Origin of the sequence: Sphingomonas sp. R647, assembly GCF_020177055.1 — a bacterium.
Classification (GTDB): domain Bacteria; phylum Pseudomonadota; class Alphaproteobacteria; order Sphingomonadales; family Sphingomonadaceae; genus Sphingomonas.
Window position 1 is genome coordinate 493,572 of sequence record NZ_JAIQXT010000004.1, and the last position, 15,856, is coordinate 509,427.

General features: G+C 66.4%; 20 protein-coding genes and 2 tRNA genes. 10 read left to right on the forward strand and 12 right to left on the reverse strand.

Annotated elements, in window-relative coordinates; translation table 11 throughout:
• Window positions 1-25 precede the first annotated feature (25 nt).
• A complete protein-coding gene (locus K9B35_RS12555) occupies window positions 26-394 on the forward strand; it encodes an endonuclease domain-containing protein (protein WP_224922176.1) in 369 nt (122 codons plus the stop codon).
• A 68-nt stretch (window positions 395-462) separates the two neighbouring features.
• Here K9B35_RS12555 and K9B35_RS12560 read toward each other — a convergent pair whose 3' ends face one another.
• Complete coding sequence (locus K9B35_RS12560; RefSeq protein WP_224922177.1) at window positions 463-714, reverse strand: DUF2171 domain-containing protein; 252 nt, start codon at window positions 712-714, stop codon at window positions 463-465.
• A 68-nt stretch (window positions 715-782) separates the two neighbouring features.
• Between K9B35_RS12560 and K9B35_RS12565 the strand changes: the two genes are divergently transcribed.
• The 4 genes from K9B35_RS12565 to K9B35_RS12580 are packed head-to-tail and all read left to right on the forward strand — an operon-like array spanning window position 783 to window position 2,680.
• On the forward strand, window positions 783-1,109 hold the full coding sequence (locus tag K9B35_RS12565) for a hypothetical protein (protein WP_224922178.1): 327 nt from the start codon (window positions 783-785) through the stop codon (window positions 1,107-1,109).
• Window positions 1,106-1,297: a hypothetical protein gene (locus K9B35_RS12570; RefSeq protein WP_224922179.1), complete on the forward strand. Its 192-nt coding sequence runs from the start codon at window positions 1,106-1,108 to the stop codon at window positions 1,295-1,297. The genes K9B35_RS12565 and K9B35_RS12570 overlap by 4 nt, the downstream gene beginning before the upstream one ends.
• Window positions 1,294-1,626: a hypothetical protein gene (locus K9B35_RS12575; RefSeq protein ID WP_224922180.1), complete on the forward strand. Its 333-nt coding sequence runs from the start codon at window positions 1,294-1,296 to the stop codon at window positions 1,624-1,626. The genes K9B35_RS12570 and K9B35_RS12575 overlap by 4 nt, the downstream gene beginning before the upstream one ends.
• 4 nt (window positions 1,627-1,630) lie before the next feature.
• Entirely contained in the window at window positions 1,631-2,680 is a 1,050-nt protein-coding gene (locus K9B35_RS12580; RefSeq protein WP_224922181.1) for a ribonucleotide-diphosphate reductase subunit beta, read from the forward strand.
• Window positions 2,681-3,176: 496 nt separating this feature from the next.
• Here the strand turns inward: K9B35_RS12580 and K9B35_RS12585 are convergent, their stop codons facing one another.
• A complete protein-coding gene (locus K9B35_RS12585) occupies window positions 3,177-3,518 on the reverse strand; it encodes a GIY-YIG nuclease family protein (protein ID WP_224922182.1) in 342 nt (113 codons plus the stop codon).
• Between the two features lie 364 nt (window positions 3,519-3,882).
• Here K9B35_RS12585 and K9B35_RS12590 point away from each other — a divergent pair, with 364 nt between their 5' ends.
• Together K9B35_RS12590 and K9B35_RS12595 are read left to right on the forward strand one after the other, a co-directional pair.
• The gene (locus K9B35_RS12590) at window positions 3,883-4,194 is read left to right on the forward strand and encodes a LysR family transcriptional regulator (protein WP_224922183.1); all 312 of its coding nucleotides are present in this window, start codon (window positions 3,883-3,885) and stop codon (window positions 4,192-4,194) included.
• A 416-nt stretch (window positions 4,195-4,610) separates the two neighbouring features.
• Window positions 4,611-4,934 (forward strand): DUF6916 family protein, encoded by a 324-nt coding sequence (locus K9B35_RS12595; RefSeq protein WP_224922184.1) that lies wholly within the window; start codon window positions 4,611-4,613, stop codon window positions 4,932-4,934.
• A 6-nt stretch (window positions 4,935-4,940) separates the two neighbouring features.
• On the opposite strand, the gene K9B35_RS12600 is transcribed toward K9B35_RS12595, so the two are convergent.
• Genes K9B35_RS12600 through K9B35_RS12615 form a run of 4 tightly spaced genes read right to left on the reverse strand, consistent with a single transcriptional unit; the run spans window position 4,941 to window position 8,920 of the window.
• Window positions 4,941-6,548: a phytoene desaturase family protein gene (locus K9B35_RS12600; RefSeq protein WP_224922185.1), complete on the reverse strand. Its 1,608-nt coding sequence runs from the start codon at window positions 6,546-6,548 to the stop codon at window positions 4,941-4,943.
• Window positions 6,545-7,387 (reverse strand): S-formylglutathione hydrolase, encoded by an 843-nt coding sequence (gene fghA, locus K9B35_RS12605; protein ID WP_224922186.1) that lies wholly within the window; start codon window positions 7,385-7,387, stop codon window positions 6,545-6,547. Before fghA ends, K9B35_RS12600 begins: the two co-directional genes overlap by 4 nt.
• A gap of 6 nt (window positions 7,388-7,393) precedes the next feature.
• Window positions 7,394-7,783, reverse strand: a complete 390-nt coding sequence (locus tag K9B35_RS12610) for a VOC family protein (RefSeq protein WP_224922187.1) — start codon at window positions 7,781-7,783, stop codon at window positions 7,394-7,396.
• 24 nt (window positions 7,784-7,807) lie between these two features.
• Window positions 7,808-8,920, reverse strand: coding sequence for an S-(hydroxymethyl)glutathione dehydrogenase/class III alcohol dehydrogenase (locus K9B35_RS12615; protein WP_224922188.1), 1,113 nt, complete (start codon window positions 8,918-8,920; stop codon window positions 7,808-7,810).
• 113 nt (window positions 8,921-9,033) lie between these two features.
• Here K9B35_RS12615 and K9B35_RS12620 point away from each other — a divergent pair, with 113 nt between their 5' ends.
• On the forward strand, window positions 9,034-10,728 hold the full coding sequence (locus tag K9B35_RS12620; protein WP_224922189.1) for an ATP-binding cassette domain-containing protein: 1,695 nt from the start codon (window positions 9,034-9,036) through the stop codon (window positions 10,726-10,728).
• Here K9B35_RS12620 and K9B35_RS12625 read toward each other — a convergent pair.
• Window positions 10,725-11,348: a DNA-3-methyladenine glycosylase family protein gene (locus K9B35_RS12625; RefSeq protein WP_224922190.1), complete on the reverse strand. Its 624-nt coding sequence runs from the start codon at window positions 11,346-11,348 to the stop codon at window positions 10,725-10,727. The two genes, K9B35_RS12620 and K9B35_RS12625, sit on opposite strands and share 4 nt — an antisense overlap.
• Window positions 11,349-11,411: 63 nt before the next feature.
• Here K9B35_RS12625 and K9B35_RS12630 point away from each other — a divergent pair, with 63 nt between their 5' ends.
• Window positions 11,412-11,729, forward strand: a complete 318-nt coding sequence (locus tag K9B35_RS12630; protein WP_224922191.1) for a 2Fe-2S iron-sulfur cluster-binding protein — start codon at window positions 11,412-11,414, stop codon at window positions 11,727-11,729.
• Window positions 11,730-11,745: 16 nt separating this feature from the next.
• Here the strand turns inward: K9B35_RS12630 and K9B35_RS12635 are convergent, their stop codons facing one another.
• Together K9B35_RS12635 and rlmB are read right to left on the reverse strand one after the other, a co-directional pair.
• The gene (locus tag K9B35_RS12635) at window positions 11,746-12,507 is read right to left on the reverse strand and encodes a hypothetical protein (RefSeq protein ID WP_224922192.1); all 762 of its coding nucleotides are present in this window, start codon (window positions 12,505-12,507) and stop codon (window positions 11,746-11,748) included.
• Window positions 12,508-12,540: 33 nt separating this feature from the next.
• Window positions 12,541-13,296, reverse strand: coding sequence for a 23S rRNA (guanosine(2251)-2'-O)-methyltransferase RlmB (gene rlmB / locus K9B35_RS12640; protein WP_224922193.1), 756 nt, complete (start codon window positions 13,294-13,296; stop codon window positions 12,541-12,543).
• 147 nt (window positions 13,297-13,443) lie between these two features.
• Here rlmB and K9B35_RS12645 point away from each other — a divergent pair.
• A tRNA-Tyr gene (locus K9B35_RS12645) sits at window positions 13,444-13,529 on the forward strand.
• 18 nt (window positions 13,530-13,547) lie between these two features.
• On the opposite strand, the gene K9B35_RS12650 is transcribed toward K9B35_RS12645, so the two are convergent.
• The 3 genes from K9B35_RS12650 to K9B35_RS12660 form a co-directional block, all read right to left on the reverse strand.
• Complete coding sequence (locus tag K9B35_RS12650) at window positions 13,548-13,760, reverse strand: hypothetical protein (protein WP_224922194.1); 213 nt, start codon at window positions 13,758-13,760, stop codon at window positions 13,548-13,550.
• 87 nt (window positions 13,761-13,847) lie between these two features.
• A tRNA-Gly gene (locus tag K9B35_RS12655) sits at window positions 13,848-13,921 on the reverse strand.
• 162 nt (window positions 13,922-14,083) lie between these two features.
• On the reverse strand, window positions 14,084-15,856 hold the full coding sequence (locus tag K9B35_RS12660; RefSeq protein WP_224922195.1) for a SulP family inorganic anion transporter: 1,773 nt from the start codon (window positions 15,854-15,856) through the stop codon (window positions 14,084-14,086).

A 15,856-nucleotide genomic window follows, 5' to 3' on the forward strand; every position in this document is an offset into this window, starting at 1 on the left:
GCAGCGGCGGAAGGGTGAGGGCAGGGTGCGCCTCTACGCAAATCAGCCGATCGGGACCGTCCCCCGCGCCCACCAGCTCCGGCGCGAGGCGCCCGGTCCCGAACGCCGGCTGTTGCGCGCACTCCGCGAAGCCTTCCCGGTGCTTAAATGGCGGCATCAGGTGCCGATCTGCCAGTTCTACGCCGACATTCTCTGTTTCTCGGAAGCTCTAGTGATCGAAGTCGATGGCGATACCCATGCAGACAGCGCGTCTCGCGACGCCGCGCGAACCGCGGTGATTGCGAGCGAGGGGTTTCGTGTGATCCGTTTCACAAATGACGACGTTACGGGCAATCTCGAAGGTGTGTTGGCCCGCGTTGCAGCAGTGCTGGCACAAGAAAAGGGCAACGCGTGAACGCTGCCCTCACCCTTCCGCCGCTGTGCGGCTCCCTCCCTCTCCCAACGGGAGAGGGAAGCGCTGCCTCAGACGTCGCTCTCTTCTTCCTGGAAGGCGAGCGCGTTGGCGGCGGTGGCGGACAGCCGCACCTTGTCGCCCTCGACCTCGGCCACCAGGCCGAGCGGGAGGAAGTGGTGATGCCCCTCATGGCTGCCCATGCCGCTGTCCTTGCGGGTCAGCTTGATGCGGTGATGTTCGACCTTGTCGACGGTGCCGACATGGACGCCATCGGCGCCGATGACTTCCATATGCTCGCGGACGTTGCTGGCATGTCCCATAATCGCGTTCCTTTGGTTGACGTAACCGCCCAACGCCTAGCGCCGCCAGTGGATGCAGGAGATGCGCAATGATCCGGATAGGTAATGCCCTCGCCATCGCCAGCCTCGCCCTGCTCGCCGCCTGCGCGCAGCAGGTCGGCACGGCGGTCGAGCCCACGGCGCCCGGCTTCCTGCTCGGCCTGTGGCACGGCTTCATCTTCCCGGTCGCGTGGGTGCTGTCGCTGTTCGTCCCCGACGTCGCGGTCTATGCCGTGCCCAACAATGGCGGCTGGTATGATTTTGGCTATTTCCTCGGCATCTGCGTGTTCGGCGTCGGCGCCAATCGCGGGAAGAAGGTGATCATCAAGGAACGCGTTATCGTGCGTGATCGCGGCGGCACGGTGATCGACCAGTGACGCGCGCGCTCGCCATTCAGGCCGGCATCGGCATCGCGTCGGGTGTAGCGGGCCTCACCCTGCTGCGCCGCCGCGCCGCCTCGCCCGAGGGCATTTACGCCCTGCGCATCGCCGGCACGATGCTGGTCGCGCTCTGCCTCTTCCTCACCGGCTTCGCGCTGGTCGCCAGTGTGGTGGGTGGGGCGTGAGCGAGATAGAATCCGTCAATCGTTATCGGGCTACCGGCCAAAAGCAGTTCGTGCTGACGCTCGTCGGCCTCGTATTGGCAGCCGTCTTGCTGCAGCTCGCCTTCCAGCGCGTGCTGGGCGCCAATATGGCTATATATGGTGCGCTCGCCGCAGCCAGCGGGCTTTGGATCGTCCAGTTGGTTCGTACGATCGTCGGTCCTCGACAATCGCGAAAAGCCATGGAGTTAGGGCGAAGCCTGCGAACCGTCCGCCTCCGCGCGACTTTGGCGCTCATCGCCAACACGGTCGTCCTCACAATTTCAATTCAGCATCTGTTCTTCTCGGAGTAACCCCATGCCTCTTCTCGAAGCCCGCAAGACCTACAAGCCGTTCGAATACCCTTGGGCGTTCGACTTCTGGAAGCGTCAGCAGCAGATCCACTGGCTCCCCGAAGAGGTGCCGCTGGGAGAGGATTGCCGCGACTGGGCGCAAAAGCTGACCGACCACGAACGCAATCTGCTCACGCAAATCTTCCGCTTCTTCACCCAGGCGGACGTCGAGGTGCAGGATTGCTACCACGAAAAATACGGTCGCGTGTTCAAGCCGACCGAGATCAAGATGATGCTCGCCTCCTTCTCCAACATGGAGACGGTGCACATCGCGGCGTACAGCCACCTGCTCGACACGATCGGCATGCCCGAAAGCGAGTACGGCATGTTCCTCGAATATAGCGAAATGAAGGACAAGCACGATTACCTTCAGCGCTTCACCGTCGACACCGACGAGGATATCGCGCGCACCCTCGCCATGTTCGGCGGGTTTACTGAGGGGCTTCAGCTGTTCGCGTCGTTCGCGATGCTGATGAACTTCCCGCGCTTCAACAAGATGAAGGGCATGGGCCAGATCGTCAGCTGGTCGGTGCGCGATGAATCGCTGCACTGCGAAGGCATCACCCGCCTGTTCCACGCCTTCTGCAAGGAACGCGACTGCCTGACCAAGGCGGTGAAGGACGACATCATGGACGTCTGCCAGACGACCGTGCGGCTCGAGGATGCGTTCATCGACCTGGCGTTCGAACAGGGCCCGGTCCCCGGCATGACGCCCAAGGAAATCAAGAAGTACATCCGCTACATCGCCGACTGGCGCCTGAACCAGCTGGGCTTGAAGCCGATCTACATGATCGACGAACACCCGCTCCCCTGGCTCGCCCCTTTGCTCAACGGCGTCGAACACGCCAACTTCTTCGAACAGCGCGCGACGGAATATTCGAAGGGCGCGACCAAGGGCAACTGGAACGAAGTGTGGGATTCGTTCGACAAGCGCCAGAAGGCAAAGGCCGGGCCGGCGGCCAACGAGGACGCCGCTGAGGGCGGGTTGTTCGATGGGACGGTTGCGGCGGAGTAGATCATCGCTGATCTGTCTGTGGGATTCCACCAACCCGAATAAAAGCGTTCGTCACCCCGGCCTTGTGCCGGGGTCCACCCATCCCCGCGCCCCGATCGCCAGTGGCTCGATCCCCATGCCATCCTCTGCGACCGAGCCAGCCACAAGCTGATAGGCCAAAGCCAGACAACCTGCCCACGCTCGAAACCGCGCCCTCCGCGCCTCCCTCACAGTGGACCCCGGAACAAGTCCGGGGTGACGGCGGGAGAGGGTGCCAGCGCTCACCCCCCAATATTCGTCCCCCCGGGCCTTGTGCCGGGGTCCACCCAGCCCCGCGCCCCGACCGCCAACGGCCCGATCCCGCGCCATCCTCCGCGACCGAACCCGCCACGCGCTGACCAGTCAGGCTAGACCACCCGTCCGCGCTCGAAACCGCGCCCGCCGCGCCTCCCGCACAGTGGACCGCGGAACAAGTCCGGGATGACGACAGGAGCGGGGACGATGCGCCGCTACTGCCTCAGTCCGGTCCCGCACCCGGCGCCGCGTCGTCCTCATCCAGCGGCTTCAGCCCCAGCTCCACCGCCAGATCGTCCCAGCGCGGATTCTCCCGCTCGATCAGGTTCATCTTCCACTCGCGCCGCCACCGCTTGAGCTGCTTCTCGCGCCGGATCGCGGACTCCATCGTCCCTCCGACCTCATAATAGACCAGCCGCTTCACCTTGTTGCGCGCGGTGAAGCCGTCGAACGTCTCTTCGCGATGCTGGACGATCCGCCCGAGCAGGTCGGACGTAACGCCGACATAGGTCGTGCCGTTAAACCCGCTGGCAAGGATATAGACGCAGGGCGTTCGCTCGGACATCGCACGGGGGAGCGTGCCGCACGGACGACCCCGGAACAAGCCCGGCATGACGAACTGCCGCCTGAACGGATGCGCCCACCCCACCCCCCTGGTCACCCCGGCCTTGTGCCGGGGTCCACCCGTCCCCGCACCCCGAACCCATGAGGCGCTGGCGTGGCGCTCCCATCCCCCACCACGGCCACCAAGATAAAGCGTTCAGACGCCCCGTCGGCCCTCCGAACCCAGCCGTCGCGCCTCCCTCGCAGTGGACCCCGGAACAAGTCCGGGGTGACGAAGGGGAGGGGGCTGGCGCACCCAAAACCCCCTTTCCTACACGAACCAAATAGGTCAACTGAATCAGCTCCAACCAACCGGAGCCGAGTCGATGCACCCCGATCAACCCGCCACCAGCGCCCCACGCAACCACTGGACCCCCGCCCGCCAGCGCATCTTCCTCACCGCGCTCGTTGAAACCGGCAGCATCGCCCGCGCGGCCCGCGCCGCCGGCATGTCGCGCTCCAGCGCCCATGCGCTGCGCAACCGCCTCGCTGGAACGCCGTTCGACCATCACTGGAGCCACGCGCTCAAGCTCCACGCCGCGCGCTTCGCCGATCCCTTCGCGCCCGATCCGCTCGCCCCGCGCGGTCCAGCGGACGCCCCCAGTCGCGCCCCCGTCGCCCCGGTGGCGCGTCCATGATGCCGCGCGGTCGCCTTCCGGTCACACTCGGTCGTCAACCAGTCGCCCGAGTGTCGCGCACCTGTCGCGTCACCGTCGCGCGGCGGTCGCGGCACGGGTGTCAGCGGGTCGCGATCCGGGCCGTTCCCGGTCGCAAACCCGTCGCGTCGCCCGCATACGCCCCCATTCTCGTCAGCTTCGTCGGTACCTCCGCATCCGGCGTCCCCCGCACCACCCCGCGACCCGCCCGCGCGATGCGACGAGCCGCATGGTTAACCTGCCGATCCGCAAAACCCCCGACTTGCGGGCGTACCCATTTCACGCATATTATTCGGTACGACCGGAGGGGTGAGTCCGGCTTTCCACAGTTTATGGAGCCTCCAGGTCATGGCCTGCGCCGCGTTCTCACGCCTTGTCGATTCGGGATTCCGCCACTGATGTCGGGCACCCGTCCCCTGCTGTCGCTCCCCAGCTCGCAGGATGCCTGCGCGGCGATCGGCGATGTGTTTCTGGTCGGCGGCATCGTCGGCCCGGCGCATGAACTGACGCTGGAAGAGGTGCGGGCCGAGCGTCCCCGCGCGACCTCGACCGCGTGGCGCATGCCCTATTCGATGTATCTGCGCGGCGCTGCCGGCGCCTCGCTGCCGCAGGGGCTCTACTGGCTCTCGCACCCCAGTTTCGGCCGCATGTGCCTGTTCCTCGTCCCCCGCAGCCGCGAACCGGTGACCGGCGCAGTGCGCTACGAAGCGGTATTCGACTGAGGGGAATTACTTCCGCAGCAATCTGCCCAACACGCTGCGATCCTTCAGGATTTCCCGCGCCGCATTATGCCCCGGCGCTCCGGTCACCCCGCCGCCGGGATGGGTGCCCGCGCCGCACAGATACAGGCCGCTGATCGGGCTGCGATAGTCGCCATGCCCCAGCACCGGCCGCGCCGCCCACAGCTGGTCGAGCGACATGCGGCCGTGGAAAATGTCGCCATCGACCAGCCCGAATTTGCGTTCGAGGTCGGTGGGGGAGTGGATCTGCCCGGCGATGATCGAGTCCCGGAAATTGGGGGCGTGCTGCGTCACCGTGTCGATAATGTCGTCCGCCGCCGCCTCCCGCTCATCGTCCCAGCTGCGGCCATTGGGAAGGGTGGGGGCGAACTGCTGGCAGAACAGGCTGGCGACATGGCAGCCCGGCGGGGCGAGGCTGTCGTCGACGGTGGAGGGAATGGTCATCTCCACCACCGGCGCATTCGACCAGCCATAGCGGACCGCGTCGTCATGGGCCTTGTCCATATAGTCCATGGTCGGCGCGATGATGATGCCGCTGCGGTGATGTTCGGCATCCTTGCCGGGAAGGACGGTGAAATCGGGAAGTTCGGACAGCGCGACATTCATCCGGAAGCTGCCCGATCCGGTCTTGAACCCGGCAATCCGGCGGTTGAAATCGGCGGGCAATTCGGAAGCATCGACGAGTTTGCGGAACAGGAGGGCAGGGCCAACATTAGCCACCACCGTCTTCGCCGCAATCTCCTCGCCGCTCGACAGCCGCACCCCAACGGCGCGCCCCTTGTCGACCAGCACCCGGTCGACCGGTTCCTCCAGCCGGATCACCGCCCCGGCCTGGGTCGCGGCCTCGGCCATCATCCGGGTGATGCTGCCCATCCCCCCGACCGGATGGCCCCAGGCGCCCTTCTTGCCGTTCACCTCGCCAAAGACGTGGTGCAGCAGGACATAGGCCGACCCCGCCGCCGACGGCCCGGCATAGTTGCCGACCACCGCGTCGAACGCAAAGGCGGCTTTGACGTGATCATTCTCGAACCACCCGTCGAGAAATTCGCGGGCAGATTGAACGAACAGGGCAAGAGCATCCCGCTGCCCCTCGATCGGCAAGGCTGTAACCGCCCGGCCCTGCGCCGCAGCGGCGAGCAAGGCGGCGATCCCGCCCCCGACATTGGGCGGAGTCTTCAGCGCCATGCTCCGCAGCAGGTCCGCCACCCGCTCCAGCGCCGCCTCGTAACCGTCCAGCGCTGCGGCATCTTTGGCCGAGAACCGCGCAAATTCCGCCCGAGTCCGCTCCGCCCCGCCACCGAGCTTCAGATAATCGCCGTCCAGCGGAAAGAAGTTCGAAACCGGCCGCTCGATCACCCGATAGCCCCGCTCGACCAGCTTCATGTCAGCGATGACCTTGGGCTGGAGCAGGCTGACGGTGTAGCTCGCGGCGGAGTTGCGGAATCCGGGATGAAACTCCTCGGTCACCGCCGCCCCGCCGACCACGTCCCGCCGCTCGACCACGCAGACCTTGAGACCGGCGCGGGCGAGGTAAAAGGCGCAGGTCAGCCCATTATGCCCCGCCCCGATGACGACCGCGTCGAACCGCTGCGTCACCGGTTCAGCCGCTCGGTATGCCAGGCGACATGGTCGGCCATAAAGCTGGAGATGAAGTAATAGCTATGGTCATACCCCGGCTGCATCCGCAGCGTGAGGTCGATGCCCGCCTCACGGCAGGCCGCTGCTAACAACTCCGGCTTCAACTGTTCGGTCAGGAAGGCGTCGGCCTCGCCCTGATCGACCAGCAGCTCCGGCAACCGCGCGCCATCCTCGATCAGCGCCACCGCATCATGCTGCCGCCACGCCGCGCGGTCATCGCCGAGATAGCCGCCCAGCGCCTTCTCGCCCCAAGGGCATTGCGACGGCGCAACGATCGGCGCGAACGCACTGACCGACCGGAAGCGATCCGGGTGGCGAAGGCCCATCGTCAGCGCGCCATGCCCGCCCATCGAATGCCCGGTAATCCCCTGCCGCCCCAAGTCCGCCATCGGAAATTCGCGCAGGATCAGCCCGGGCAGCTCGTCCTCGATGTACGACCGCATCCGGAAATTCGCGGCCCAGGGTTCCTGCGTCGCATCGACGTAGAAACCCGCGCCCTTGCCGAAATCATAGGCGTCGTCATCCGGCACATCGTCGCCACGCGGAGAGGTATCAGGGGCGATGAAGATCACGCCATGTTCGGCGCAGGCCGCGCGATACTCGCCCTTTTCGGTGACGTTGGCGTGGGTGCAGGTGAGGCCGGAGAGGTACCACAAAACGGGCAGCTTCGCCCCCTCCGCATGGTCGGGGATGAAGACCGAAAAGGTCATCGGCGTGCCGGTCGCGGTCGACTCGTGCCGATACACGCCCTGCGTCCCGCCATGCGCGCGATTGGTCGAAACCGTCTCCATCCCCATGCGCTGTCAGCCTTCCTTGGGCACGCGGTACATCGCGCAGACCTTGTTCCCCGCCGGATCGCGCAGATAGGCGAGATAGAGCGCGCCGAACGCGTTCTCGCGGATCCCGGGCGGATCCTCGATCGCGGTGCCGCCATGGGCGAGGCCGGCGGCGTGCCAGGCATCGACCATCTCCGGGCTGGTCGCGGCGAAGCCGACGGTGCCGCCATTGGCGTGACAGGCGGGCTGTCCGTCGAGCGGCTGGCTCAGCATGAAGATGCCGCCATTGTGCATGTAAAAGGCGCGGCCCTTGGGATCGACGCTGCCTTCGCGCGCGCCCAGCGTGCCGAGCGTGGCGTCATAGAAGGCCTTGGACGCGGCGACATCGTTGGCGCCGAGCATGATATGGCTGAACATGGCTTCCTCTCCCCTTGTTTTGCTTCAGAACACGACGACGCTGCGAATGCTCTCGCCCGCATGCATCAGGTCGAACCCTTTGTTGATGTCTTCGAGCCCCATGACATGGGTGATCATCGGGTCGATCTCAATCTTGCCGGTCATGTACATGTCGACGATCTTGGGCACATCGGTGCGGCCCTTTGCCCCGCCGAACGCGGTGCCGCGCCAGTTGCGACCGGTGACCAGCTGGAACGGGCGGGTGGCGATCTCCTTGCCCGCCTCGGCCACGCCGATGATGATGCTGGTGCCCCAGCCGCGGTGGCACGCCTCCAGCGCGATGCGCATCACGTCGGTGTTGCCGGTCGCGTCGAAGGTATAGTCCGCGCCGCCATCGGTCATCGCCACGATCGCCGCCACGACATCCTCGCGGCTCATGCCGCGCGAATTGAGGAACTCGGTCATGCCGAAGCGACGGCCCCATTCCTCACGGTCGGGGTTGATATCGACGCCGATGATCTTGTTCGCGCCAGCCAGTCGCGCCCCCTGGATCACGTTGAGCCCGATGCCGCCAAGGCCAAACACCACGACATTGTCGCCGACCTGCACCTTGGCGGTGTTGATCACCGCGCCGACCCCGGTGGTGACGCCACAGCCGATGTAACAGCTGCTCTGGAACGGCGCGTCCTCACGGATCTTGGCGACCGCGATCTCGGGCAGCACGGTGAAGTTCGAGAAGGTCGAACAGCCCATATAATGGTAGATCGGCTGACCTTTATAGCTGAACCGCGTGGTGCCGTCGGGCATCAGCCCCTTGCCCTGCGTCGCGCGGATCGCGGTGCACAGGTTGGTCTTGCCCGACAGGCACGACTTACACTGGCGGCATTCGGGGGTGTAGAGCGGGATGACATGATCGCCGGGCGCCACACTGGTCACGCCCGCGCCGACCTCGCGGACGATGCCTGCGCCCTCATGCCCCAGCACGCTCGGGAAGATGCCCTCGCTGTCGAACCCGTCGAGCGTATAGGCGTCGGTATGGCAGATGCCGGTCGCCATGATCTCGACCAGCACTTCGCCGGCCTTCGGCCCTTCCAGGTCCAGCTCGACGATCTCGAGCGGCTTCTTCGCCTCAAACGCAACGGCGGCACGGGTCTTCATGGGTTGTCGTCTCCCTTGGGTTGCGCCTCTCATGGCGCAGCCGCGCGCGCGATTCCACCCCGCGACGCGCAAAGTCGGTTGCCCTTTGTGCAAAGCGCGGCACAAGCACCCGCATGAGCGCTTCCGCATCTCCCACCGCCGCCTCTGCCGGGCGACAGGCCATCGCCTTCGCCGCCAGCCTGGTCCGTCAGGCCGGCCGCCGTGGCGCGGGTGCCGTTGCATGGGTCGCGGCGGGTGCCGTACTGGAGGGGCTGGGCCTTGCCTTGCTCGTGCCGCTGATCGGCGTGATCGTAGCCCCCGGCGACTCGTTCGCGTGGCTGCTCGACTGGCTGGGGGGCGATGCGCGCTCCCGGCTTGTGGTGCTGGTCGCCGCCTTTGTCACGGTGATGATCGTGCGGGCACTGGTCCTGCGCCGGCGCGACCTGGCGCTGTTCGACGTCCAGACCAGCTACACGCTCGATCTGCGCAGCCAGGTGGTGAATACGCTGGCGGCGGCACCATGGGAGCGGTTGGCCGGGGTCGAGCATGCGCGGATCACCAGCCTCCTGACCAGCGACATCGGCCGTATCGGCGTCGCGGCCCATTTCATGGCCCAGTCGCTGGTGGCGATGGCAATGATCGTGATCCAGCTTGTCGTCGCGCTCACGCTGGCGCCGGTGTTCGCGATCGCGGCACTGGCGGGGCTGGGGTTGCTCGCGCTGCTGGTCAATCGCCACAGCGGCAACAGCGCCGCGCTTGGGGCGCGGATGGTCGACAAGAACCGCGCGCTGATGGGCAGCTCGACCTCGTTCCTGAGCGGACTCAAGGCTTCGGCGGCGCAGGACGCCAGCGTGGGCTTTGCTGCGGAGTTCGACTCGGCGCAGCGTGCGGCGTCGCTCGAACAGCGCGGATTCGTGGTCGCGCAGTCGACGGCGCGGACCTGGTTCGGCATCGGCACTGCCTTTGCCGCCGCTGGCGTGCTCACTGGCGGCGTCCTTGCGCAGGTGCCGCCGACCGTGCTGGTCGTGCTGGCGCTGATCTTCTCGCGCATGGCCCCGCTCGCGATGCAGCTCCAGCAATCGTCGCAGCAGCTGCTCCACCTCGGCGCCAGCTATGGCGCGGTGCAGGCGGCGCTGACCGACCTTGGCGGTGCCGGCGTCGCCCGCGCGGCGGCAGCCCCGCTTCCGGCGGGCCCGATCCTGCTTGATCGGGTCCGCTACCACCATGCGTCGGGCGCAGGACTGGTCGATGCGTCGCTGCAGATCGGGCCGGGCGAGCTGATCGGGATTGCCGGCCCGTCGGGCGGTGGCAAGACCACACTGATCGACCTCGTATCCGGCCTGCTGGTTCCGCAATCGGGGCAAGTCACGGTCGGCGGAGCGCCGCTGCCGCCGGGCGGATGGGGGGCGGCGATCGGCTATGTGCCGCAGGACGCGTTCCTGTTCCATGACAGCGTGCGCCGCAATCTCGACTGGGGCGATACGCGGATCGACGATGCGATGCTGTTGGACGCCCTGACCGTGGCGGGCGCGGCCGATCGCGTGACAGCGATGCCCTATGGCCTCGACACGATCATCGGCGAGCGCGGTGCGCTGTTGTCGGGCGGCGAGCGCCAGCGGCTGGCGATCGCCCGCGCGATCCTGCGCCGTCCACGCCTGCTCGTCCTCGATGAGGCCACGGCTGCGCTGGATCCCGAAAGTGAAGGGCGCATCCTCGACCGGCTCGCCGCGCTGGAGCCGCGTCCGGCGATCCTCATTGTCGCGCACCGCATCGAAACCCTGTCCCGCTGCCCGCGCGTGATCCGGGTCGAGGGCGGGCGGCTGAACTAGATCGCCGCCATATCGGCTTTGTAATGGTGCCAGGCGAGGATCGCGGCGGCGCCGCGATGCGGTCGCCATGCCTCGGCGATGGCGCGGGTCTGCTTTTCCGACGGCCGTTCTGCATGGCCCATGATCCGTCCGATCTCGATCTGCACCGCCAGGTCACCGGCGGGCCAGATGTCGCGGCGCCCTTCGGCGAACAGCAGGTAGATTTCCGCCGACCAGCGCCCGATCCCTTTGACCCGTACTAGCTGCGCAATCGCCTCCTCGTCATCGGCGGGAAGCGCGGTGAGGTCGAGGCGACCGCTCGATACTTCCTCCGCCAGACTACGCGCGTAGCTCGCTTTCTGACGCGACAGGCCGGCGGCGCGCAACGCCTCGTCGCTCGCGGCGGCAACGATATCGGGCTGCGTCAGATCGCCGACTCCGGCGGCCAGCTTGGTCCAGATCGACGCTGCCGCCGCGACGCTGACCTGTTGCCCGACGATGGTGCGCAGCAGCGTTTCGTACCCCGGCTCGCGGATGCGCGGCTCGGGGTAGCCGACGCGCGCGACCGCCGCCGCCATCAGCGGCTCGTCCGCAGCGATCGCATCGAGCGATTCGCGCAGCTGTTCGGCGGTCAGTCCCATATTTCGAATCCTTGAAAGCCGCGTCGATCCCCGGCATGGGCGCACAATACGGAGGAGAAGACCATGCCCAAGCTTATCGTCGTCACGCGTGCAGGAGAAGAACGCGAAGTCGAGGGCGAAGTGGGCCTGAGCGTGATGGAAGTGATCCGGGATAACGGGTTCGACGAACTGCTCGCCTTGTGCGGCGGTTGCTGCTCGTGCGCGACCTGCCACATCCATGTCGACCCGGAATTTGCGGCCAAACTTCCGGCGATGAGCGAGGACGAGAACGACCTGCTCGACAGCTCGTCGGACCGCACCGAAACCTCGCGCCTGTCGTGCCAGGTGCAGTTCACCTCCGCGCTTGACGGGCTGAAGGTGACGATCGCGGCCGAGGATTGAGGGAGGGCCGGGGCCCTCAGGGCTTCGGCGCGAACTTCACCACCGCCATCGGGGCGTCCTTGCTCAGTGGGGTCGCCTTCCAAGTGACCGTGCGGCGAGTGCCCTCGGTCTTGGCCCCGTCCTCGTTGTTCTGACTGACAAGTTCGCCGTCGGTGATGAGCGTGAAGGTGCCGTCGAGCTTGGTGTTGGTGTTGTCCGACTTGCCCTTGCCCAGCGAATCATTGTCTCCAAAGGCGGGCGCCTTGACGCGGACGGCGTCGGCGCCGCGGAGCTCCAGCACGACGAACGGGAAGATCACTTCCGCATCGAGATTATAGGGCCACAGGAAGCCATGGGTCAGCTTCCCGCTGATCTGATAGTCGACCACGAACACGCCATCGCCCTTGTAGGTGACCGAGCGATAGCCCGCCTCCTTGGTCAGCGCCTCGGCGATCGCCTTGAACTTGGCCTCCTTCTTGGCGGCCTCCTCGGCATCGTCTTCAGCCTCGACCGCGTCATCGTCCTCCTGCCACGCGGCATCGCGCCACAGGCTGGTCGTGGTCTTCTTCTTCTTCTCGTCGCCGTCCTCGTCGCCGAGCCCCTTAAAGGCGTCGCCCATGCCCTTCGCCATCTCGCCCGCGATATCGACCGCAATTACTTCGCCCTGATAGCTGAAGGTAAAGCTGCGATCGGCGAGGATGGTGAGGGTCGAGGCGAACTTGCCCGGGCTGAACGCACAGCCGACCAGCAGCACCGGGGCCAGAATCGCCAGCGCAATTCCCTTGAACCGGTCGAACATGGCGTCACTTCCCCGTTGGCGCGCCCGGTCGGGTCAGCGCGAGATGGCCGCGTACAGCGCGATGGCCGCGGCGTTGGATACGTTGAGGCTCTCGACCCGCGGCGAGATCGGCAGGCGCGCCAGCTGGTCGCAATGCGCCGCAGTGTTGTGGCGCATGCCTTCGCCCTCTGCGCCCAGCACCAAAGCCGGGCGGGTGTCACCCATCACTTCGCTCAGCGTCCCCTTGGCCTCACCGGCAAGGCCGATGCGCCAGAAGCCCGCTTCGCCGATCTCGTCGAGCGCGCGGGCAAGATTGACCACCCGCGCCCACGGCACCAGTTCCAGCGCGCCCGACGCTGCGCGCGCCAGCGAACCCGATTCGGGCGGGGCGTGGCGGTCCTGCGTCACGATGCCCAGCGCGTCGAACGCCGCGGCCGAGCGCAGGATCGCGCCGACATTATGCGGATCGGTGACATGGTCGAGCACCAGGAGCGGGCGGCGATCATTCGCGCCCTGCTCCAGCAGGTCGCCCAGCCAGATTTCCTCCAACGGATCGACCTCGATCACGATGCCCTGATGCGGCGCATCGGCCGGCACCATGCGCGCCAGATCGGCGACATCGGCATAGGTGATCGGCAACACCGGGGGCAGGTCGAGTGCGCCCAGCGCCTCCCGCGTCCCCCAGATCTTGCGCACCCGTCGTTCGGGATTGGCCAGTGCCGCAGTCACGGCGTGGCGTCCCCAGAAACGGGGGCGGTTGCTGTTCGATCCGGTCTGGGGACGATGCCCGCGTCTTGGCCTTTGGCTCATAGCTCTCTCTGTTCCGCTCACGCGGAACCGGCACCGCAGCGGTTCAGCATCGCGGAAACGACTTAGAAGGCGCGAATGCACTGCGCAAGGCGTTGACAGCACCGCCTCGCTTCGGCATTGGCGCGCACTCGCTTCGGCGTGCCGCATGGAAGGGTGGCCGAGTGGTTAAAGGCAGCAGACTGTAAATCTGCCCGCGTGAGCGTACACTGGTTCGAATCCAGTCCCTTCCACCACCACCCCGAACCGGTCGATCAGACCTGGTCCTGATCGGGCTGGTGGGTCAGCCGGCGGACGTTCGGCCGCATCATCAGCCAGTCCCACATGCGTTGCCGCACGCGTTGCCGTTCACGGCGCGAGCGCTGCGCCCGTGCGCGCCAGGCAAGCACGATACTGGTAACGATCAAGGCCGCGACAAGCGCCAGCAGCCAGCCATAGGACGAAATGAAGTCCCCGAATTTCAACATGTCTTAGATCCCCCCGAATCGCAGTGGCGATTACCGCGCCACAGCGTCGGCGTAAATCCGCACATTTACCGAATCGGGTAAGAGGGCTGGAGCGGGTAGCGGGAATCGAACCCGCGTATTCAGCTTGGAAGGCTGCTGCACTACCATTGTGCTATACCCGCCCGCTCTGGCCGCATGGCCGCCGTCAAGGCTTACCCGGACAAGCCGGGCGAGCGCGCGCACTGCCATGATTGGGCGTCGCCGGTCAAGACGCGGCACTCAAACGCTGCAACGGTTGCAATGGTCCGGGCAGGATTTTGGCTGCTAGCGGCGGGGGGGCATGATCAGATCAGCCCGCGCGCCATCCACGGATCACGTTCGCCGCCTGCATCGTCGGGCTGGCTGGCCCGGCTCAGCAGTTCGCTGAACGCATCATTCTGCGACAGGAATACGGTTCCGCCGAGTGCATGCAGCAGGTGCGAGCGCTCAAGCGCGTCCATCACCGGCCCCTTCACCTCCGACAGGTGCAATTGCACCCCGGCATCGAGCAGCCGGTGATTGATCGCCTCGATGCTCTCCAGCGCGGATGCGTCGATCGCGTTCACCGCCGAACACATCAGGATCAGGTGTTTGATCCGGGGATGCTCGGCCACCTGCTCCAGCACGAACTCCTCCAGCCAGCGGGCGTTGAGATAGGTCAGGCTTTCGTCGATGCGGATCGTGACGATGCGCGGATCGGTGAGCACGTCGTGGCGCTTCACGTTCCGAAAATGCTCGGTCTCCGGTACCCGGCCGACGATGGCGGCATGGGGGCGCGAAGCGCGCCACAGGTACAGGGCAAGGCTGATGCCGACGCCAGCGATCACACCCGGCTCCACCCCCGCAAGCAAGGTGACGGCGATGGTCGCGGCCATCGCGGCGAAGTCCGGCTTTGAGAACCGCCAGATCGCACGCGGCGTCTTGAAATCGACCAGGCTCAGCACCGCGACGATGATCGTCGCAGCCAGCGTCGCGATGGGCAGCGAACGCAACAGCGGGGTCAGGAACAGCGCGGCGATCAGAATGCCGATCGCGGTATAGGCACCGGCTGCCGGCGTTTCGGCGCCGGCGTCGTAGTTGACCACCGATCGCGCAAAGCCGCCGGTGACGGGATAGCCGCCGGAAAAAGCTGCCGCGACATTGGCGGCGCCGAGGCCGATCAGTTCCTGATCCGGGTCGATGCGCTGGCGTCGCTTGGCGGCCAGGGTCTGTGCCACCGATACCGATTCGACAAAGCCGATGATGCTGATCAGCAGGGCCGGGACCGCCAGTTGCCCCCATAGGCCCGCGTCGAACAGCGGGATGGTGAAGGGCGGCAGGCTCTGGGGAATGGTGCCGACCACCTTGACGCCCTGTGCCTCCAGGTCGAGCAGGATCACGGCAAGGGTGGAGGCCGCCACCGCAGCGATCGGCCCGGCCTTGGCGATCAGATCGGCGGGGCGGGGGGCCATCCCGATGCGGATCAGCAACGGCTTCAGCCCCTTGCGCACCCAGAACAGGAAGGCGGTGGCGGAGATGCCGATGACCAGCGTCGGCAGGTTGGTGGCGCCGATATTGGTGGCGAGGCTGTGGAGCAATTCGGGCATCGCCTCGCCGCTGGCGCTGACCCCGAGCAGCGACTTGAGCTGGCTGGTGGCGATGATGATCCCGCTGGCGGTGATGAAGCCGGACACGACCGGGTGGGATAGCAGATTGCCCAGAAAGCCGAGCCGCAGTACGCCCATGCCGATCAGGATCAGGCCGGACAGCAACGCCAGGATCAGTGCTGCGGCGATGAATTCGGCCGTGCCCGGCGCCGCGACGCTGCTCGCGGCTGCCAGCGTCATCAGCGAGACGACCGCGACCGGCCCGACCGCCAGCGTGCGGCTGGTCCCGAACAGCGCATAGGCGATGATCGGCAGGATCGAGGCATAGAGCCCGATTTCGGGCGGGAGCCCCGCCAGCATGGCATACGCCAGGCTCTGGGGAATCAGCATGATCGTGACGATTGCTGCCGCGACCAGATCGTTGGTTAGCGTCGTTCGGTTATAGCGCTGCCCCCAGTCGAGGACCGGCAGGTATCGGGTCAGCACGCTCAT